Origin of the sequence: Mucilaginibacter sp. PPCGB 2223 (assembly GCF_001705515.1) — a bacterium.
GTDB lineage: Bacteria > Bacteroidota > Bacteroidia > Sphingobacteriales > Sphingobacteriaceae > Mucilaginibacter.
Map to the genome: position 1 here is coordinate 247,376 of NZ_MDJS01000004.1, position 20,937 is coordinate 268,312.

Here is a 20,937-nt window from a genome sequence, read left to right on the forward strand (position 1 = left end):
CCGAAAACAAATGAAAAAGCTGCTCACAATTGCCCTGGCATTGCTATGTTTAAATAGTATTGCCTTTGCCCAGGATACCCCGCCAGATACCACTTACGCGCATAAAGCCGCCGAAATAAAAACTAAGATATGGGGCGAAAAAGTACCCGAGTTCGAGGTAAAGGCCCTGCCAGCCAGTATGGATAAAGAGAGCGCCGTGATCATCGCACGATCGCTGAACGTCGAGCTCACATCTAACAATAAAATGAAGATGCTGGTGTTTACCTCATCAACCACCCGTACCAGTAAAATATCTACCTATCGTGAGAGGGTCAAGATCAACGATAAATCATCGCTCGATGCTTTCTCGACCTTAGAGTATCAAAAAAGCCTCGACAGGACCCGCGGTGGTTTTCTCACCAAGTTCGTCAACAAAAAGGATACTTACATTGGCGCCAAGATCATCAAGCCCAGCGGTGAAGAGATCATGATCAACACCGATGAAGAGGTGCTTACCCGGAACGAGAGCCGAGATAAGCAAGGGCAGTTGGCTATACCCGGGTTACAGGTTGGCGATATACTCGATTATTATATCTGTAAAATTGAACTGGTTGAGAACAACGGCGACGAAAGTCTCACAAAACAGCAAAAAGATGAGAACGAATATGCCTTTATTTTAGCCGACGAATACCCGGTTATAAGCTATAACATCACTTTTAAGTTCAACAGCAAGATCAACGTTTACTATATCAACGCTAATAAAGCACCCGATTTTAAAATAACTACCGAAACTAACGGCGATAAAACCTACAGCGTACAACTCAGGGACATCCCCAAATATGTAGATAAGCTCTGGTCGGAGCCGTTCAGGCAATATCCGTACATCCGTATATCGAGCAGCTACGGCGATAAATTCATGAACCTGCTGGCCGCAGGGCAGCTATTTACTTACGATAAAAATGCCGCCAAGATCATTAATGCGGTAAAATCGTACGAGGCACAACTGGCTTACCAGGGTAACGATCCCGTGCCCGAAAAATTGCTGAAGCGGCAGTTCGGCAAAGATGTAAAAGATAACCCGCGCGATACCTTGATGAAGTTTTTGTACGATGCCTTAAAGTACCGCGTATTCTGCTATTATGATGGCCAGAACCTGGATGTGACCAGCAAACGCAGCCTGGGTAAAGCGCGCAGTTTGTACTGCATAGCACAGCTAAGCCACATGTTGTACAGCCTTAACATTGAACACGAAATTTTATTGGTAGCACCCCGTAACCTGGGATCTCTGGATAATTTTTTCAGTAAGGATGATGTGGAGGCCATGATCCGTGTTAAAGGCGACAAAGATGTGTATATGGCCTACGATGACGTATTTACCCAATACGGCGAAATACCGGCCAATTACCAGGGCGAGGAAGCGTTTTTATTGCTGCCCAAAAACCACGCGTATACCGCCTTTACCGAAACCCGCACCAAAATACCGGTTGTAGAGGCTTCCAGGAATTATATAAAAACGGAGATGAATGTTTCGCTGGTGCCTGCCAATATGCAAAAGGTAAAAATACGGCGTACCGTATCCGAAGGCGGCTTTATGCGCCATGGCGACCAGCAAAACCTGGTGCTGATGCAAAATATTGATGAAACCTACACCGATCTGGTTGGCGGCGACGACCTGACCAAGCGTTTACCCAAAGGCGTAAATGCCGATAAGCTATCGACCGAATATCAGGATGCCTTTGAGAAAGCCAAAGAAGATCTGCCCGATAATTTTAAGGCCGAGATCAGCGACGAGTTTGACCAGGAGCCGCAGGAACTGACCGACTTTAAAGTAACCAGCAACGGGCTTACCGGCCTCGACCCTGTGTTTAGTTTTACAGGTACCTTTGTAATGAACAATTACATTAAAAAAGCCGGCAACAATTATATTTTCGAGGCAGGTAAACTCATCAGCACACTTAATAAAGCCGATGAAAAAGAGCGCACCCGCAAAATAGATATCTATATGCCTGCCGCCCGTACCTTAACCTATATTATCAACTTTACCATACCGGCGGGTTACAGGGTAAAAGGCGCCGAAGACCTGAACCATAGCCAGAATAACGAAACAGGTACCTTTAGCGTCGGTGCTACGGTAAAAGGCAATATCCTGTCGCTGCAGGTAAACCGCATTTATACCCACAATTTTGAAAAGGTCGACAACTGGCCGAAACTGTTGGAGATCATGGACGGGTTTTATGATTTTACAAATCAGAAGGTACTGTTAGAGAAGATATAAATAAGAAAAATTATCGTATATGAATTTAAAACCAGCGCTGCTTGTCGGCGCTTTATTTATTGGGTTTAATGCCCTCGCGCAAAAAGATCCTACCTACGCACAAAAAGCCGAAGAGATTAAAAATAAGGTATGGGGCGATAACACACCCGAATTTGCCGTTAAGGACATACCTGCCGATATGCAGAAAGAGAGCGCGGTGATTATTGCCAGCAGCCTGAATATCGATCAAACCTCGAACGGGAAGGTCAAAATGAGCTTGTTTCTGCCGGCAGGCGGCACTAAAACCACTAAAATAAGTACATTCCGCGAACGGGTAAAAATAAACGACAAAGCCGCATTGCAAGCCTTTTCGACAATCGAATATCAAAAAACGCTGAATAGTACTACCGGCTCTTTGTATATGAAGAACATTGATAAAAAAGATACTTACATCGGCGCAAAAATAATTAAACCTGATGGCACAGAGGTAATCGTGAACACCGATGAGGAAGTTTTAACTAAGAACGAGGCTAAAGACAAACAAGGAAAACTGGCTGTGCCGAATTTGCAGGTTGGCGATATACTGGATTATTATATAACAAAAGTCGAATTAAAAGATGTCTTTAATTCTGATATTAAACATGGCGTTGTTGAAGAAATTAATAACAATTACGTATGGACATTAGTGGATGAATATCCCAATATGAGCTACAGCATTAATCTGCATTACAATAAAAATATAAAGGTTATATACATATCTGCCAACAATGCCCCCGATTTTAAGCTGACCACCCTGGATAATGGTGATAAGATTTATAGCCTGCAGGTAAAGAACATGCCCAAGTACGATAGTAATTTATGGACAGCCACATACCGGCAATATCCTTATATACAACTTACCAGCAGCTATAGCGATACATTTCCCGGCTTCGCTAAATATGATAAAAATCAATCGAGGTTAGATAACACCATCAAAACCTTTATTGCCTCTTTCTCGGCACCTGCGGGCTATTTTGACGACAATGCGGAGCGGGAAGTGTTAAAAAAATACTATAAATCGGGTAAAGAGCTCCGCAACGCGCCTTTAGATAGCTCTATGGCCGTTTTGTATAATGGTTTTAAGTACAGGACTTTCTGCTGGTTTGACAATGACATGGACATGTCGACCAACAGAAACGCCCGAAGGCTATCAAGCGACATTTGCGTAGTAAAGATGGCTCGTATGTTACACGACCTTCAAATTGATTTCGATATTTTATTGGTTTCGCCACGCACAACAAGTTCGCTGACCAATGTTTTTGATTTGAGTGATGTGAAGGCGCTTATCCGCATTAACGGCGGCTCACAACCTTTGTATATGTGTTTTGATGATATGTTTACGCAATTTAATGAAATACCCGAGAGTTACCAGGGCGAGGAAGCTATTTTGCTATCACCGCACAAACGTGCGTTAAATAACTTCGATCAGGGTAAAACCACTATTCCGGTAACCGGGAGCGACAAAAATTATATCAACACCAGCATTGCTTTAAGTTTAACTCCCGAAGATATGCAACAGGTTAAAATAACCCGTACTGTTAATGGAGCAGGGGCCCTGCGCCACGATGCACAGGAAAACCTGATTGTACTCGAGGACTACGAAAAATATTACAGTACCATTTTACGCTCGCCCTGGTTTGCAGAAATTTTGGGCAAGGGCGGATCGGATAAAAAAATAAAAAAAGAATATGCCGAAGCGTTCGCAAAAGCCCGGAGAGACCTGCAGGATAATTATAAGGACGAAATCAGGAGTGAATTCGATGAAGAGCCAAAGGATCTCACCTTCCAGGTACTCAATATCGGTTTAACAGACCCTTACCCGGTATTTAGTTATACAGGAACGTTTACCATGGGTAACTTTGTAAAAACCGCCGGCAATAATTATATTTTAGAGGTTGGTAAACTAATTGGCCCGGTTACCCAGGTTGATGAAAAACAACGCCAGCGTAATATTGATGTTTATATGCCGTGCGCCCGTAGTTTTGGATACGATATCAACATCAACATACCTAAGGGTTACCAGGTTAAAGGTGTTGAGGAGTTGAATAAGCAGGTCAGAAACGAAACGGCAGAGCTATCTGTAGTAGCTAAAGTTAACGGTGATGTTTTAAACGTAAAGATCAACCGCTCATACACACATAACTTCGAAAAAGCTGCGCAATGGCCAAAACTTATCGAAGTTATTGACGCCATGTATGATTTGAGCAAACAAAAGGTGTTGCTGCAAAAGATATAACATCAACAAAAAAGGAGAGTTCGCTTCTCCTTTTTTGTTATTTAGCCACCCATATTGCGTCAGTAAACCAGTTCTTCGCATCAAACATGTAGTTTGCGGGTATAAAGCCGGTATTAATCGCGATATCTTTGGTTTGCTGCAGGGTAAACTTTTGCGATATCTCCATAAAAATGTATTCGTTTTGTTGGAAATTAACAGTTCTGTTTAGCGAGCGGAGATGTACCTGCTGATCAGCCTGGCTGATGAGGTAGCTCTTACAGGCGCCGCTTTCGGGGTCGTAAACCGGGTAATGCTCAAACTGCGCGGTTACAAAATCGGCATCCAACTCGCGGTTAATACGGGTAAGCAAATTCAGGTTAAAGTTCCTGGTAATGCCTGCTTTATCGTTATAAGCATCCAAAATAGTTTTCGGGTTCTTTTTCAGATCAAAACCGATCAGCGCCATATCACCGGGCGATAGATGGTTCCTTAACTCACGGCAAAAGCTTTCGGCCTGCTCAACCGCCATATTGCCGATGTTCGATCCTAAAAATAAAACAACCTTGCGCCTCCCGGAAATGGCGGCCGCTTTTTTCAGCATTTGAAAATATTCGCCGTTAAGGCCCACAAATTTTAACCCGGGTATGTTTTTCGATAGTTCGTCATCCAGCAGCCCGATCACATGCGATGAAATATCTATCGGCAAATAAGTAAAATCCACACCCTTATTTATCAGGTATTTTAACAGGTACGATGATTTCATGGCATCGCCGGCACCCAGCTCTATCAGGTCGAATGGCTCATCGTTATCGGCCATCATCAGGTTGGCCAGGGCGTCGGTTTGCCCGCTGAATATTTCGAGCTCGCAGTTGGTGAGGTAATATTCGGGGCAGTTCATAATATCCTGAAAAAGGCCATCGCCCGTGGTATCGTAAAAATACTTCGAGTCGAGCCGTTTCGGGTTTGCCGATAAGCCTTGTACAATATCTTCGGCAAACTGTTGTGCCGCCTGCTGCTTTGTTGTAGTTCCGTTAGCGCTGATAATTAATGTTTCAATGTTCATAGGATTGATTGTGTTAGGTCATCGGGCCAACCGTATACCATTAAACAGCCAGCGCAGGTTAGGATGAAAAAAATTGCGGTAAGTACTGCGGCTATGCCCTGGTGGCGTTGCATCGCTTGCGCCGCGGAGCACCTTTTGGTTCACCATAAACTTACCATTATACTCGCCGATAGCGCCTGGCGCCTTGATAAAACCCGGATAAGGCAAATAGGCGCTCTCGGTCCACTCCCAGGCTTTGCCCCAGTTAAATTGTGCGGCGGCCACCTCCCATTCAAACTCAGTAGGCAGGCGCATGCCTTTCCACATCGCGTAAGCATACGCCTCGTAATAGCTGATGTGACCTACCGGTTCATCAAGTTTTAAAGGCTGCAACCCCGCGAGGGTATAATAGTGCCAATGCCCCTCTATCAGGTGCCAGTAAAGCGGTGAGGATATCTTATTGGTATTCACCCAATCCCAGCCCTCGGCATGCCAGAAGCGGAAATCTGCGTAAGCGCCTGCATTAATAAACTCTAAATATTCGGCATTAGTCACCATCAAGCGGCTGATCTCAAAAGCGTTCAGGTAAACCTTGTGCCGGTTCAGTTCGTTGTCAAAACAAAAACCGTCGCCGGCATGCCCAACCTCGTAAACACCTTCGGCAATGCCGATCATCTTTGCTTCGCCCTGTTCAAACAATGGCGCTTTATAATGCTTATCATACGCTGGGAACAAGGGGTTATGCCCTAAAATGTATTTGATATCATAATACAGCAACTCCTGGTGCTGCTCTTCATGGTTAAAGCCAAGTTCCAACAGTTCTTTTACTTCTGCAGATGGCTCATGGCATAAAAACTCGATCATGGCGTTATCCACGTATTCGCGGTAGCGGTAAACATCAATCACTGTCGGGCGGCTCAGGTTGCCCCGGTCGGTGCGGATAACTCGTGCACCAACGGTTTCGTAATAGCTGTTGAACACGTAGTTATAATCCGGGTCGTACTCCCGGTAACCCATAAAATTGGGCTTGAGGATGAAAGTTTCGAAAAACCACGTGGTGTGCCCCAGGTGCCATTTGGGCGGACTAACATCTACAACAGGTTGCACCACATAATCTTCGGTTTGCAGCGGACTGCAAATTTGCTCGCTACGTTTGCGAACCTGGTAATAACGGTCGGTTAGGCTCATTATTTATTTCTTCTCCAAATAGCGTTTTAAGTCGGAAATTGTTTTGATATTTAAATTTTTCGCCTCGCTTCTCCGCATCATCAATGCATACGTATTATTAAAGCCAATGGGTTTCAACCATTGAATATCATATTTAGTTTTAAACTCCTGCCTCACGTAATTGTAAACTTTATCCTTATCCAGTACCAACGAATCGAGCATCTGAGGTTTTACCTGCAGCATCACCAGCAAACCGGTGCCGGTATATTCCGGGTAAACATCAATCTGGTTATTTTTTAAGGCCCCAAAGCATATTTGCGTACCGCCGAGCCCGGTTTTGGTGCTTACGTCGTAATCGGTATAGCCTTTAATGAGCATGGCATACATCTCGGCCAGGATGTATTGCTCGCCGAATATTTTAGAGCCGATGCGAACTGTCCCACCGTTGCCATTGCGGGGCTCTTTATACAAACCTTTCGCAACTAAAAAGTCCATGGCTACCTTTTGGGGGCTTTGATGCAGGTAATCAACCTTGTAATTGAGGCTGGTCATCGTGCTGTCGTCAATCTTCCCGGCAAGGATATCTAAGGTGCTTTCCAGTTGAGGAAATTTCTTTAACGCTTCCGCAGATACAATAGGCGCAGCATAATAAGGCGGGAAAATATTTTTATCATCCTGTAGTACAACCAGACCGAAAGCCCTCAGACGCCCATCAGTAGAATACCCGCTGATCACATCCAAATGCTTCTCGTAAGCGGCTTTATACATCACTGCATCGCTGATGACCACGGTATGTATCTTTAGTCGGTATTTATCGCGCAAGCCTAAGTCACCATCCCGTCGCCCCATAAACTCGGGCGTAAAACCGGCAATCAATTTCCCCGCATATGCCGACGGGATAAAATAAAAACAGGCCAGCACTAACAGTACCACAGGCATTACTTTGATACCTGTGCGTACTTTTTTAAAGTTGATGTTTTGAACCTTGGATAACAGGAAATCGAATACAATAGCCAGCAATGCCGCCGGGATAGCCCCGGCCAGTATCATGTTGGTATTGTTAAGCGATATACCACCGAAGATGAACTCGCCCAAACCACCCGCCGCAATTAACGATGCCAACGTAGCCACGCCCACATTGATGACTGTAGCCGTGCGGATACCGGCCAAAATAACGGGCATTGCCAATGGCAGTTCAACCTTAAACAATATCTGGCTATAGCTCATGCCCATACCCCGGGCGGCTTCCTTAATGGTCGCATCCACACCAGTAATGCCAGTATAAGTATTTCGGATAATGGGCAACAGCGCATACAGCAGCAAAGCAAAAATGGCGGGCTTGGCGCCGATGCCTAACACCGGGATCAAAAATCCCAGCAAAGCAATGCTCGGAATAGTTTGAAAGACGCCCGCTATGCCCAACACACCTCCGGAAAGCTTGCGCTTATGCGCGATCAGAATTCCCAAAGGCAAACCAATGGCTATCGCGATAAGCAGGGAGATAAAAGTAAGCCCGATGTGCGTTAACGTTTGCGATGCCAGCTTGCCCGACTCCTGCCGCATAAAATCCAGTAAGGTTTGCTGTCCTTCGTTCATACGGCCTCGCTGTTTTGGTATTGATAAAAGGTGGACATCAGTTGCGTAAACGTAATAGTTTTGGTTTCGCCGTTTACAGGGTTAGTAGCCGCCACGGCATTTTCCTTACCGGAAGTGATGATCTCCAGGGTTTCCCAAACAGTACAATTACAATGGATCGCTTCTTTTGAGCTGCGTGTTTTGATGCTGGGCAGCAAATCCCAGATATCGTTCAGTTTTACAGCTTTAAACTCCAGCTGCAAACGCTGCTCTTTTAAAAAACCTCTTACAAAACTGCCCGAGGGCTTAAACAGCAACTCGGCCGGTGTGCCCGCCTGCATAATTTTACCGTTATCCATCAGGCATATCCGGTCGCCCAATTCAAAAGCCTCCTGTACATCGTGCGTAACCATGATGATGGTTTTGCGCTTCAGTTCGTCCAATTCAATAAACTCTTTGCGGATATTAAAGCGCGTAACCGGGTCGAGCGCGCCGAAGGGCTCGTCCATCAGCAGCACCGGCGGGTCGGCCATCAGGGCGCGCGCAAGGCCTACGCGTTGCTGTTGCCCCCCGCTCAATTGTTCCGGGAATACGTTTAAGTATTTGTGATCAAGGTGCAGCTTATCCATTAGTTCGATGGTGCGATCGGCAATACGTTTTTTATCCCATTTTAACAATTGCGGAACGATGGCGATATTTTCGGCAACGGTATAATGCGGAAATAAACCGGTGTTCTGCAGCACATAACCCATACTGCGGCGCAGTTCTTCGGGCTGCTGTTCGGTTACATTTTTGCCGTTTACGATGATTTTGCCTTTGGTTGGCTCGATCAGCCGGTTGATCATTTTTAACGTAGTTGTTTTACCACAGCCGCTGGTGCCCAGTAAGATCAGGTTTTCGCCCTCCTTTACTTCAAAGGAGATTCCATCAACCGCTCTTACTTTACCAAAATGCTTGCTCAGGTTTTCAACTTCGATCATAAAGCTCGTTAAGGTTCTAAGGCCATGAACAAATTATTTAACGATTCGGAATAGGTTGGATGCGCAAACACCATGTACCGGATCTCATCATAAGTTATCCCGCCCATCATCGCCATTTGCAGTACCGACATGATCTCGCCGCCCTCCTGCCCCAGCACGGCAACGCCTAATATCCTTTTGGTTTTGGCATCAACTACCGCCTTCATAAAGCCGCGGGTATCGCCCGTTTCGATAGCACGTGCTACATGTGCCATGGGCAGTTTGGCTATCTTATATTTTAGACCTTGCTGTTTTGCTTCAGCTTCTGATATGCCAACACGCCCCAACGGCGGATCGGTAAACATACAATACGGTACCAGGCGGTTTTTGATGGAAAGCTTAGCTTTCTCTACCAGGTTCAGATAAACGATCACATAATCGTTATAGGATATATGGGTAAAAGCTGGTCCGCCTTTTACATCGCCCAACGCATAAATACCTTTTACATTGGTTTCGAGCTTATTGTTTACTTTGATATAGCCACGTTCGTCGGTTTTAACACCCGTTGCTTTCAGGTTTAGCGCATCGGTTTGAGGGATACGTCCGGCAGCTACCAGCACGTGCGAATACGTAAATACATGCTTTTTATCACCAACGCTGATGTGCGCTTCGATATGGTCGCCCACTTTTTTAAAGCTGGTGGCCCTGGCCCCGGTGTAGATTTTGATCTGCTCGGCCTCGAGTATCCTGGTCATCTCATCGGCGATGTCTTCATCCTCGCGCGGCAAAATACGTTTCGATTGCTCGAGCATGGTGACCTTGCTGCCAAACCGGCGAAACATTTGCCCGAACTCCATACTGATATAGCTTGCGCCGATGATCAATAAATTCTCGGGAACAGTTGTTAACTCCAGGATGCTGGTTGAGGTCAAATAATCTATCGTGCTTAACCCTTCAATATCCGGAACGGCGGTTTTGCAGCCAGCGTTAATGAATATCTTATCGGCGGTCATCTCCTGCGTACCGCCGTTTTTAAGTTTTATACTGAGGGTCTTCTTCCCTGTAAAAACAGCCTCGCCAAATATCAGATCGATGCCTTTGGTATCTTCGAGCCCATGCTGCGAGCCCCCCCTGAATTGGGCCACAATTTCGTCTTTACGTTTTTTGATGACCGGCATATTAACAGCATAATCGCGGATAGGGACACCCAATTTGCCGGCATTTTGCGCTATATATACAGCCTTGGCCGATGCCACCCAGGTTTTGGTGGGTGTGCAGCCATCGTTAATACAGGTGCCGCCAACAAAGCGTTTTTCGATAATAGCCGTCTTCATACCGGCATTTGCCAGTTTTTTTGCCAATGGTGTGCCTGCCTGTCCCGCGCCGATAATTATAGCATCGTACTTTTTCATAGACTCAGTTAGTTATTTTAACACCTTTCCAAAAGGCGACGTAGTTTTTAATATTAGCTGCGGCATCTTTGGGTTCGGGGTAATACCAGGCAGCGTCGGCATTTTTCTGTTCCTTCACATCAACAGTGTAATATGATGCCTCCCCTTTCCAGGGGCAGGTGCTATGAGTTGGGCTATCCCTAAAAAATTTCTTTTTTAGGGTGTCCGGAGGGAAATAGTGGTTATTTTCAACAACTATAGTATCATCGCTTTCAGCAATAATCTCATCGTTCCATATTGCTTTCATAGGTTCTGGTTTATGATATGAATTTACACATTGTGCTTCAATTAATTAACCTCATGATATTAACTAATCAAAAACCAGCCTTTTTGTTTGAAAAATGCCATTCGGATGACTTAAATGACCGTTATTACCGCTGTTTACAAGCGCTTTAAAAAAAATAGCATATTAAATTTTTAATTTATTTTGAAAGCTATATCTTTGCAATCCCAAAATAAGGATTGCCTCTTTTTACCAATTCTTTAATGGCCCGTTCGTCTAGGGGTTAGGACGCAAGATTTTCATTCTTGAAACAGGGGTTCGATTCCCCTACGGGCTACTGGAAAAAGAAACAAAAATAACTTGCTGATAATCAGTAAGTTATTTTTGTTTTAGGCCTTGCCTTAAAAGAACCGGACCTGAATTTTTAGCTGTAAAATTCTCATAAAAGCGACGTGTTTAGCCTTTAAAAATGGCTGGTTTATACAGGGTCATCAAAACTTTCAAAAACGCTCAAAATCCGTCACATCTTAAATCCTCAGAAAAGTACAAGCTAATTAATCATCAATAAATATGGCAATCGTATTCGAGTGCTTTAATCATCCTCGGATAAGATGTATTATGCTGAAAAGCTTTGGATTGTTTTTTAACAGTGAAAAATTGAGTAAAGTGCAAGCAATGGGATTGGCCGCCGACTAACCCTATATTTTCGCATCTTGTTTATTGCACCGCCTCATAAAGCCGGCAAATCCCCTGTACAAATTTGGCAAACCTGAGCTATTTTTGCCTAAACATTCATAAAAGAGAATAAGTATACAACCATCCCGTATTTGTATTAACGATGGGCCCCTCATCTGTCAGACATTTGCCTTATCAAATAAATGACAAAAATGAAAAAGGTAATCTTAATTACAGGCGCAAGCTCCGGTATGGGTAAAGAAACCGCAGTAAAGCTCATCCACGAAGGCCATATTGTGTACACAGTTGCACGCAGAATTGACCAAATGCAGGATCTGAAATCATTAGGCGGTCATCCGTTGCAGATGGATGTAACCAGGGAAGAAGACATTCAATATGTTGTTGACACTATAATTAGCAAAGAAGGCAGAATCGATGTATTGTGGAACAATGCCGGTTACGGCCTCTACGGATCGGTAGAAGATGTTTCATTGACAGAAGCCCGAAAAGAAATGGAGGTCAACGTATTCGGCATGGCTGCCATGACACAAAAAGTGGTTCCTTTTATGCGTAAAGCAAAATCAGGGCTGATCATTAACACTTCTTCCATGGGAGGTAAGATGTATTTCCCGATGGGCGCTTGGTATCATGCCAGTAAACATGCTGTTGAAGGCTTGAGCGATTGCCTGCGATTGGAGCTAAAGCAGTTCAATATTAAAGTGGCAGTGCTGGAGCCGGGGTTCATCGCTACCGAATTTGGTTCGGTATTGCTGCACAACTTTTCAAAGATATCCCCGCAAAGCGCTTATACCGGAATGATGGATAAGATCATCCACGGCACTAAAAGAGCAGGCCAGGGAAATGGCTCGTCCAAGCCTTCAGTTATCGCTGATACTGTAAGCAAAATAGTTAGCAGCACCAATCCCAAAACACGCTACAGGGTCGGAAAATTTGCCAGGCCCATGGTTTGGATGCGGACTTATCTTGGAGACAGGTTATTCGACAAAATCGTCATGAGCCAGATGTAATCCTCCTTATTAACTCGATTCAAGCAATCCTTTAAAAAGTAAAATCGTATGAAGATTTTAAAAATCGCTATGATAGTCATGCTCGCGCTGACTTCTGTTGTAAAAGCGCAAACCAACGAAAATGCTATTGTTGGCAAATGGGAATCCGATAAGAAAGATGTCCGCCTGGAATTCTTCAAATCAGGTAACGAGTACCAGGCCAAACTGTTATGGGGCAACAAAATCGTGGAGAGTGACGGCAAAACCTCAAAAAAAGACGAAAAAAACCCGGATGAGAAGCTGCGATCCAGAAACATCATCGGAATTGTGAGCGTTACCGGCTTAAAATGGGACGGGGAAGAATTTACAGGAGGTAAGATTTATAATCCCCCAACAGGAGACACCTACAAATGTAAGGTTTGGATTAAAGACGGTAAACTAAATCTGCGTGGGTATATGGGTTTTTCAATGCTCGGTCAAACCGCAACGTTCCATCCTTATAACCAGTAACCATCTGTATCAAACAGGTTTGAAGTAAGGCATTCATTTTTAGCTTAGACGCCAAATGTTTATCTTTAATTTAAAACAATGAACAGCATCAACCATGTAGAAACTATTTCTGAAATGCATCAAATGCTGCCCGGCTCCCAGGTGAGACACCCTTTGATCTCGGTGGTTGATTTCTCCGGTTACAAAGAGCAATTTAATTCGGGCACGAGAATGACCCTAGGCTTTTATTCGATTATGTTTAAAAACTTTTGCGTCAACAAGATGAAGTATGGCCAGCAGTCGTATGATTTTCAGGATGGCAGCTTAATCTGCATTGCCCCCAGGCAGGTGGTTGCATTAGACGAACCTTTACCTGCGAAAACGGAGGTTAATGGATGGGGCGTGTTTTTTCATCCGGATCTGATCAGGGGTACTTCCCTGGGCAAAAAAATAAAGGACTATTCGTTTTTTTCTTACGATACCAATGAAGCCCTTCATCTTTCAGAGAAGGAAAAGCAGGTATTGTATGAGATTGTACAAAAAATAGCTGCCGAATTGCTGGAAAACATTGACCAGCACAGTCAAACATTGATAGTTTCCAATGTAGAACTATTACTAAATTATTGTACCCGGTACTACGACCGGCAATTTATTACCAGAAAGCGCATAAATAACGATATACTGGAGATAGTAGAAAAAGAACTTCAGGAATATATTCAATCAGCTGTATTAAGCGAGCAAGGCCTGCCTACGGTAAAGTACCTGGCTGATAAGGTACACCTGTCGCCCAACTACCTGAGCGATCTGCTCAAAAGGGAAACTGGTATGAATGCCCAAGACTGTATTCATTATCACCTGATTGAAGAAGCAAAGAACCTGCTGTTGAGCTCGAACAAATCGGTAGGTGAATTAGCTTTTTTACTGGGCTTTGAATATCCGCAATATTTCTCCCGGCTATTTAAATCGAAGACGGGAATGACACCTGTGGAATTCAGGAATCTCAATTAGAACAATACCCGGATTGGTCGCTGCGATGAGATTGTCCATGTCAAAGCATCAATAGTCCATGCCATGATTAACCGTGCTGTAGTAGTTTTGAGTCCCGCTATTGGGATACAATTAAAACAGCAAAAAAATGAGCACCCAACCAATCGATCTGAGTACGCCAACCACAAAAGTATTAGCTATCGGGCAGTTTACCGAAAAAGCACTCGACCCCGCCAAACGCCTTCCGGTAATGATGCATGAAGTTCCGGCCACGCTTCGTCTGCACCTTGCAGGAAAAATTGAGCAGTGGTTCATTAAACCCGACCTGAGCGGCCCGGTATTTATTATGGATTCACCTGGTATTGAAGACGCGCGTGAAATATTAAGCAAACTACCTTTGGGCATAGAAGGAATGATGCGGTTTGACCTGATACCCTTAGGCCCTCTTACCCCCCTCAGGCTACTTTTAAATGATTGATCCCCAAAACCCGTCCGCGTTAAAACATCGGGAAACAGGGGCAGACAGTATGCCCCTTGTTTTTAATATGATCATCAAATTGATAGTGCAGTTTATTTAGGATAATTCCTGTTATTATGCTAACTTCAATAGCCTGTTTTTACAGCTTTCGGGTATGCAATACCTTATGCCATGAATAAAAACAAGATTTATATATTGACCGATCACCAGAACAGGAACCCGGTATTTAAACTCTTTTCATTCGAGGGCGGCAGGCATTTCGATCAGCTGCAGCGAAACCAATTTTATTCACTTATCTGGATAAAAGAAGGGGATGGTGTTTTAAAAGTCGATTTCTCAGAGTATGCATTTCAAAAGAATACCCTGTTTTCGTTTACCCCATACCAGCCGTTCATGTTTTCAGAAAGCCAAAAGCTAAGCGGTGTAGCGCTGCAATATCATGCCGATTTTTACTGTATCCACCGCGACGAGGAAGAGACCAACTGCGATACGGTGATCTTCAATAATATTTACCAGGCGCCTTTTGTCGGCGTTGACAGGGAATCGGAAAGAAAGCTGGATCAAACCTTAGAGCAGTTAGAACAGGAACTAAAAAATGAGGAATACAGCGACCGCAAGCTGCTGATCCCCTACCTTAAAATTTTTTTGATAACAGCATCCCGCATCAAACCTGGAAATAAATTTGTCGAACCCAGATTCAGCAACCCGCAAACACCCCTGGTACTGCGCGAACTGCAGAACGCTATCGGCGATTTTTTTAAAGAAAAGCATAACGCCGGTGATTATGCAATGCTGCTCAATATACCACTAAACACATTAGCCAAATTAGTAAAAACCCATTTTAACAAAACACTTACTAACCTTATTACCGAACGCATCATTATTGAAGCCAAACGCGAACTGTATTTAACAAGCCGATCGGTAAAAGAAATCGCATGGAAGCTGGGCTATCCGGATGAATTCTATTTCAGCAGGCTTTTTAAAAAATGGGCAGGTATCTCGCCTAAAGTGTACCGCGAGACCGTGGGCTTTGGTAAAGCCGAACTTACCAGTGAAAATTCCTGAAGTTTATTGAGTAAAAAATACGATATGAAAATAGAAATAGCGAGATGTTACGAAATAGTTAACGAAACCAAGAATACACCACGGTTCCTGGTTGACAGACTATGGCCAAGGGGCCTGAAAAAGGAAGCGCTTCAGTTGGATATGTGGGTGAGGGACCTGTCACCTTCGGATGCGCTGCGGAAATGGTACGGGCACGAACCCGCCAAATGGGAAGCTTTTACAGGCCGTTATTTTGGCGAACTGGATGAACACCCCGAAGCAGTGAGCAAATTTCTGGCTGCTATAAAAGATTATAGCGTGATAACCCTTCTATACAGTTCGACGGAAAAGGAGATCAATAACGCAGTGGCCCTCAAAAAATATTTGCTGCAGCACCTGAAATAAATGTTAACCTGCATAAAACCACTTTTACAATTGCCAAAAATGATAATTGAAGTGAATAAGAAATAGTTTGTTTGCCGGTTAATCTCCTTACCTTTCACTATCACAAACCTTCTCCATGAAAAGAAAAGATTTTCTCCGGTCGGGCCTGGCAGTTGCCACCGTTTCGATGGTGCCGCAGGCGCTTGATGCGCAAAGCGTTTCGCCTAAAAAAAGTTTTCGTTTTGCATTTATTTCTGATATCCATGTCAAACCGGGCGCTGTGCCCGAAGCCGGGATGGCAAAAGCCATTCAGCATGTACAGAACCTGAAACCCAGGGCAGAGTTTATTATCAACGGAGGCGACCACATCATGGATGCCTTAGAGGCTAAAAAGGAAACGGCACAAAAGCAATGGGAGCTCTATCATTCCATCATGAATGCAAATAACAAGCTTACCGTTTATCCCTGTATTGGCAACCACGATATTTACGGCTGGTTCCAGAAAACGCCCGATACCGCTGACCCATTATATGGCAAAGCCTGGGCCATGAAGGAGCTGAACATGACCGAACGTTACTACAATTTCAAAAAGGGAAACTGGAATTTTATTGTTTTGGATAGCGTGCAAAATAACCCGGCCGGGGGTTATATCGGTAAGATAGATGAAGGGCAGTTTGCCTGGTTAAGCGCAAAACTGGCTGCGATACCTGCTTCAGAATATATCTGCATCGTTTCGCATATCCCAATCCTTTCTATCTGTTCGGGCTTGTTTTTTAACAAAACCGAGGTTAATGGCGACCTGATGATCAAACGTAATTTAATGCATTCCGACTTTTTGACGCTGAAGACCCTGTTTAATAAATATCCCAATATTAAAGCGTGCTTAAGCGGCCACGTGCACCTGCAGGACGAGGTACATTACCATGGCATCAATTATTATTGCAATGGCGCTGTTTGTGGCGATTGGTGGAGCGGCCCTTTCCAGGAGTTTGACCCGGCTTATGCGGTTTTCGATTTTTATGAGGATGGGAGCTGTAAAAGAGAGATTGTTAATTACGGATGAGAGGTTCGAAAGGTTAAAATGCCGGACCGGAAAATTCAATCCCGGTCGTGTTTACCCCCTTAATTTGTCAGAAACAGGTATACGCCTGTTATTCATGATATCTTATTTTTGGTTTAAAAACACTGGGATATGAAAACCATACTCGACGAAGCTACACGGCAGCAAGTAATTGACCGGATAAACCATCTCAATGCCAGCTGCATTGCGCAATGGGGCAAAATGAATGTTGACCAAATGGTAAAGCATTGCCGGCTTTGGGATCAATCTATCTTAAATAATACACCCCTCCCGAGGATCCCGATCAGCCGCCTGTTCGGCAAACTGGTATTAAAAGCCGTTTTGAAGGACGATGCACCGCTTCGCCGCAACTCGCCTACCGCACCCGGGTTCAAAATAACCGGCGACGGCAACATAGAAGCCGATAAAGCTACCTGGATCACGCTCATTCAAAGCTATCCTGAAAAAGCACCCGCCACTTTTATGCACCCTTTTTTTGGTAAGATGAGCAGGGAGCAAATAAGCCAGCTGGCCTATAAACATGCCGACCACCATTTACGGCAGTTTGGTTGTTAACAAAAAAGGCTCCGCAATGCAGGGCCTTTTTATATAAATGTGTCAGTTAAATAACTTATTTTCCTACCTCGATTACATGGAATGTGCCGGGTACTTGTTTTGGGCGGCCGCCGGCAGGGTTAGGCTGTGTTTCGGCGGCTGGTAAGAACAGGTGGTGCGTTGCCAGGTCGATGCCAATGGTGCGGGCGCTTGGCTCGGTAGGGATGTTTTCAATAAATTCAAACTTATCTGCGCTTAATTCTCTTACGGCGCTGATATTACCTTCGCCATTTGAGGCATAAGCTATCTTTAATGCCGGGTCGAACACCAGTCCGTCAGGGTCGCCTATCGGGAATTTGGCAACGGTTTTGCCATTTGCAGCATCCATAATCACCATGGTTTTGGTATCGCCGCAGGCAATAAACAAACGGTTGGTTTTACGGTCGATATCCAGGCCGCTTGGCGACTCGCCGCCATCAATTTTGTACCGGGCGAGCTCTTTATAAGTCGTCGCATCAAAAACGATCATGGTGCTGGTGGTTTCGCCGTTCACAAATATTTTGCCTTTACCGTCGGATACTGCTGTTTCGGGTTTATCGCCCAGCGGTACCGTGGCCACGACCTTCTCGGTAAACGGATCGAACACGGTAGCATCCTTACTGCGCGCATTACAGGTGATGATCTTCTTGGAAAAATCGTCGTAAAAGATCGCATCGGGGCCGGTGCCTACAGTAACCTGGTTCAGTACTTTTAGAGTTTTCAGATCGAACACCACGATAGCATTGGCACGGCCGGCGCTGATGTAACCTTTGCCTAAGGCTTTTACCAGGGCTATGCCGTGTACACCGGGGGTATTGGGCACATAGCCTACCGAATCGCCGGTGGCTTCATTTAAAACGTTTACCTGGTTACCGTGCGATACATAGATACGTTTATCGGCACCATCAACGGTGATATAATCCCAACCGCCTGAGCTGGCTATTTTATGTTTCTTCAGGATATGGAAACCCGTTTTCTGTGAAAAAGCCACCAGGCTCGTACCTAACAGCAAGCCTAAGACCGCGATTTTTTTTATTGAGTTCATATTTAGATTTTTTTATGCTATTCTACTGAATAATTCTGTACAAAATCTGTAGAAGATCAGATGGATTGTGCGCTGTTGAAATAGTTATTCGGGTCCCATCGCTGCTTGGTGTATTGCAGCCTTGGGAGGTTATTACCAAAGTATAATTGCAGGGCTATCTCTTTATTGTTAGTCGGGCCGTTCAGGTCAATATCAGGATAATTATAATAACAGCCGTCCACATTATCGGTAGGGTCCTGGTTCGGGTCGGGTACGCCGCCCGAGTATTGATAAACATCGGTATAGAAACCACGGATCCAATCCAGGTGCCCCTGATCCTGATCGGCAGTGCCCCAATAGGTTTGATATTGCAGCTTGAGTATGGATGAGCGTTGCGGCACGGCGGTAGCATCGGGCGCGATGAGGTTTACCGCACCTCCGTAAGTATCAACTTGTAACAGGCTCTGCGCCATATCGGCTTCAGTAAGGCCGGGAGGTATATAATTGAGCCAGCTGTAAATTGCCGAAACCTGGTCGGCGGGGAAAGGTTTACGCATATACGCCGATTTATATTTGCCCCGCTGATTAGAGCCTGAACCGTTAAGCAGTTGCACGGCTTCGTAAAAAGTATAATCAAGCGTATCAGCTGCATTTTGAAACAGGTGCCCCTGGTGTGCGAGCCCGGCTTTGGTCATCCGGCTAACCGGGTAGATATTATTTAAAGCAGCTAAAACCGGGTCGATATAGGTTCTGACTATCTCGTCCGGGTCTTCACCGGCGTCGACAATGGTTTGGATGGTTAGGTGCATTTCGCCGGCGGCCACATGGTTCAATGCAAACAGGCCAAATTGGCGCCAGTTATCTGTTTGCTGTGCAAAATCTGCATACCATGCCAGCAACTCACCGAGCACCTCTTCGGTAAGCTGCGGCCCCCACGAAAAAGCCACCGCAGTTATAAAAGCAGTTTGCGGGGCATCGGGCAGGGTTTTGAAATAGTATTTGGTGATCACGCCAAAGTTTCCGCCCCCGCCTCCACAATGCGCCCAATATAAATCGAGCTGATCGGGGTCGGCAGAATCGGCAGCGACATAAATAGGATATGCGCTGTTATTGGCATTGTCCTTAACCACAACTTCAACACCGGTAAGCCAATCGACAGTTAATCCATTTAAACGCGATAGCAAACCATAGCCCCCGCCACAAATATGGCCACCTAAGCCAACCGAATAGCAAGAGCCGGCAGGCAGCACTTTACCGTAATCGCGAAAGAGGGCCTGGAAGGCGGTCCAGTTGGTACCACCAGACTCGAGGTAATATCCTCTTTCATCATCGTAGCCGTAACTACCCATGGGCGTAACGTCGATGATCGCGCCGGTACCTTCATTAAAAACAAAATTCTCATAACAATGGCCACCACTCTTAATTTTAACATTGGTGCCATACAGGGCGATGGCATCATCTAAAGCCAGCGCCGTACCGGTTGCTGTATAACATAAATAAATGGTTTGGCAGTTGCCGGCAAACCAACGTCGGTTAAAACCCTGTAAAAAACTGGGGAAGCGGTTGTCGGCAGTAGACGAATCTATTTTAATGTATCCGGCCGGGATTGGGATTGATTGCTGGCGCATGACAGGTTTATATTTATTATAAAGATATCACTAATAATATAAAACAGGTGTAATATATCTGTACAAAAAACAGATAACCTAAAAATTAAAATAAATGTTTATTTATATACTTTAAGGCGACAGGAAATCAATCCGTAAGTTAAAATCACTTTATAGCTCGTATTTGCGCGGATTACAGCCTGCCATGAAAATACATTGAACTATATATTATTTACCGTTAAAACACCACATAAACACCGTTAAAACACGGGTATTTTAACAAATAATATATCCTGAACTTTATATCATTATAACCTTCCAATTCCCCATTTATGACAATACTTATAAATGTTACGGAATAAGCCGAAAATCCGATCAAAGAGTAGGCGTAAAACAAAATTAAAATGGGTAATTCGATTAAGGTAACTTTTAAAAAAGACGTTACCAGGACAGATCTGATCCATGCTTTAGACAGGATCTTAAACAGGTATGGCTGTACAGCTTGCGGGTTAAATGGCCATGGCATTTCGTTTATAGGCGAAATTGTTGATCCGGAAATTGCCGCTTTCCAAAAAGCATTGCCGGTAGAAATTAAATCGATAAAGGCTGTGGAGCCCGGTTGATAGTAAGAAAACACACTGCTTTAAAGCAAACGCAACAGTGAAAAAGCATTTTTTACTGTTG

Annotated in this window: 19 protein-coding genes and 1 tRNA gene; 12 read left to right on the top strand and 8 right to left on the bottom strand. The window is 44.6% G+C overall.

Annotated features, from left to right (window positions below; translation table 11 throughout):
• Positions 1-10: 10 nt before the first annotated feature.
• Both BEL04_RS19395 and BEL04_RS19400 read left to right on the top strand, forming a co-directional pair.
• Positions 11-2,254, top strand: coding sequence for a DUF3857 domain-containing protein (locus BEL04_RS19395; RefSeq protein ID WP_066006582.1), 2,244 nt, complete (start codon positions 11-13; stop codon positions 2,252-2,254).
• A 19-nt stretch (positions 2,255-2,273) separates the two neighbouring features.
• Positions 2,274-4,508 carry a DUF3857 domain-containing protein gene (locus BEL04_RS19400; protein WP_066006584.1) on the top strand — a complete coding sequence of 745 codons (2,235 nt, stop codon included), beginning with the start codon at positions 2,274-2,276 and terminating at the stop codon, positions 4,506-4,508.
• 37 nt (positions 4,509-4,545) lie between these two features.
• On the opposite strand, the gene BEL04_RS19405 is transcribed toward BEL04_RS19400, so the two are convergent.
• The 6 genes from BEL04_RS19405 to BEL04_RS19430 are packed head-to-tail and all read right to left on the bottom strand — an operon-like array spanning position 4,546 to position 10,928.
• On the bottom strand, positions 4,546-5,550 hold the full coding sequence (locus tag BEL04_RS19405) for an L-histidine N(alpha)-methyltransferase (protein ID WP_066006586.1): 1,005 nt from the start codon (positions 5,548-5,550) through the stop codon (positions 4,546-4,548).
• An 18-nt stretch (positions 5,551-5,568) separates the two neighbouring features.
• The gene (gene egtB / locus BEL04_RS19410; protein ID WP_066006590.1) at positions 5,569-6,717 is read right to left on the bottom strand and encodes an ergothioneine biosynthesis protein EgtB; all 1,149 of its coding nucleotides are present in this window, start codon (positions 6,715-6,717) and stop codon (positions 5,569-5,571) included.
• A 3-nt stretch (positions 6,718-6,720) separates the two neighbouring features.
• On the bottom strand, positions 6,721-8,292 hold the full coding sequence (locus BEL04_RS19415; protein ID WP_066006592.1) for an ABC transporter permease/substrate-binding protein: 1,572 nt from the start codon (positions 8,290-8,292) through the stop codon (positions 6,721-6,723).
• Positions 8,289-9,251: an ABC transporter ATP-binding protein gene (locus BEL04_RS19420; RefSeq protein ID WP_066006594.1), complete on the bottom strand. Its 963-nt coding sequence runs from the start codon at positions 9,249-9,251 to the stop codon at positions 8,289-8,291. Before BEL04_RS19420 ends, BEL04_RS19415 begins: the two co-directional genes overlap by 4 nt.
• An 8-nt stretch (positions 9,252-9,259) precedes the next feature.
• Positions 9,260-10,642 carry a mercuric reductase gene (locus BEL04_RS19425; RefSeq protein ID WP_066006596.1) on the bottom strand — a complete coding sequence of 461 codons (1,383 nt, stop codon included), beginning with the start codon at positions 10,640-10,642 and terminating at the stop codon, positions 9,260-9,262.
• 4 nt (positions 10,643-10,646) lie between these two features.
• Positions 10,647-10,928, bottom strand: a complete 282-nt coding sequence (locus BEL04_RS19430; RefSeq protein ID WP_066006600.1) for a DUF427 domain-containing protein — start codon at positions 10,926-10,928, stop codon at positions 10,647-10,649.
• Positions 10,929-11,169: 241 nt separating this feature from the next.
• Here BEL04_RS19430 and BEL04_RS19435 point away from each other — a divergent pair.
• From BEL04_RS19435 to BEL04_RS19475, 9 genes are all read left to right on the top strand, one after another.
• Positions 11,170-11,241, top strand: a tRNA-Glu gene (locus BEL04_RS19435).
• 550 nt (positions 11,242-11,791) lie between these two features.
• On the top strand, positions 11,792-12,607 hold the full coding sequence (locus tag BEL04_RS19440; RefSeq protein WP_066006601.1) for an oxidoreductase: 816 nt from the start codon (positions 11,792-11,794) through the stop codon (positions 12,605-12,607).
• Positions 12,608-12,655: 48 nt separating this feature from the next.
• Entirely contained in the window at positions 12,656-13,096 is a 441-nt protein-coding gene (locus BEL04_RS19445) for a DUF2147 domain-containing protein (RefSeq protein WP_066006602.1), read from the top strand.
• A gap of 78 nt (positions 13,097-13,174) precedes the next feature.
• Positions 13,175-14,083, top strand: a complete 909-nt coding sequence (locus BEL04_RS19450) for an AraC family transcriptional regulator (protein ID WP_066006604.1) — start codon at positions 13,175-13,177, stop codon at positions 14,081-14,083.
• 127 nt (positions 14,084-14,210) lie between these two features.
• The gene (locus BEL04_RS19455; protein WP_066006606.1) at positions 14,211-14,540 is read left to right on the top strand and encodes a hypothetical protein; all 330 of its coding nucleotides are present in this window, start codon (positions 14,211-14,213) and stop codon (positions 14,538-14,540) included.
• Positions 14,541-14,711: 171 nt separating this feature from the next.
• A complete protein-coding gene (locus BEL04_RS19460; protein ID WP_066006608.1) occupies positions 14,712-15,605 on the top strand; it encodes an AraC family transcriptional regulator in 894 nt (297 codons plus the stop codon).
• Positions 15,606-15,629: 24 nt separating this feature from the next.
• On the top strand, positions 15,630-15,989 hold the full coding sequence (locus tag BEL04_RS19465) for a DUF488 domain-containing protein (protein WP_066006609.1): 360 nt from the start codon (positions 15,630-15,632) through the stop codon (positions 15,987-15,989).
• A gap of 115 nt (positions 15,990-16,104) precedes the next feature.
• A complete protein-coding gene (locus BEL04_RS19470) occupies positions 16,105-17,031 on the top strand; it encodes a metallophosphoesterase (RefSeq protein ID WP_066006610.1) in 927 nt (308 codons plus the stop codon).
• Positions 17,032-17,160: 129 nt separating this feature from the next.
• Positions 17,161-17,604, top strand: coding sequence for a DUF1569 domain-containing protein (locus BEL04_RS19475; RefSeq protein ID WP_066006611.1), 444 nt, complete (start codon positions 17,161-17,163; stop codon positions 17,602-17,604).
• Between the two features lie 55 nt (positions 17,605-17,659).
• On the opposite strand, the gene BEL04_RS19480 is transcribed toward BEL04_RS19475, so the two are convergent.
• Positions 17,660-18,667 carry a YncE family protein gene (locus BEL04_RS19480; protein WP_066006613.1) on the bottom strand — a complete coding sequence of 336 codons (1,008 nt, stop codon included), beginning with the start codon at positions 18,665-18,667 and terminating at the stop codon, positions 17,660-17,662.
• Between the two features lie 56 nt (positions 18,668-18,723).
• Positions 18,724-20,274 carry a BBE domain-containing protein gene (locus BEL04_RS19485; RefSeq protein WP_083228007.1) on the bottom strand — a complete coding sequence of 517 codons (1,551 nt, stop codon included), beginning with the start codon at positions 20,272-20,274 and terminating at the stop codon, positions 18,724-18,726.
• 383 nt (positions 20,275-20,657) lie between these two features.
• Between BEL04_RS19485 and BEL04_RS24090 the strand changes: the two genes are divergently transcribed.
• The gene (locus BEL04_RS24090) at positions 20,658-20,876 is read left to right on the top strand and encodes a hypothetical protein (protein WP_139113118.1); all 219 of its coding nucleotides are present in this window, start codon (positions 20,658-20,660) and stop codon (positions 20,874-20,876) included.
• Positions 20,877-20,937: the final 61 nt, after the last annotated feature.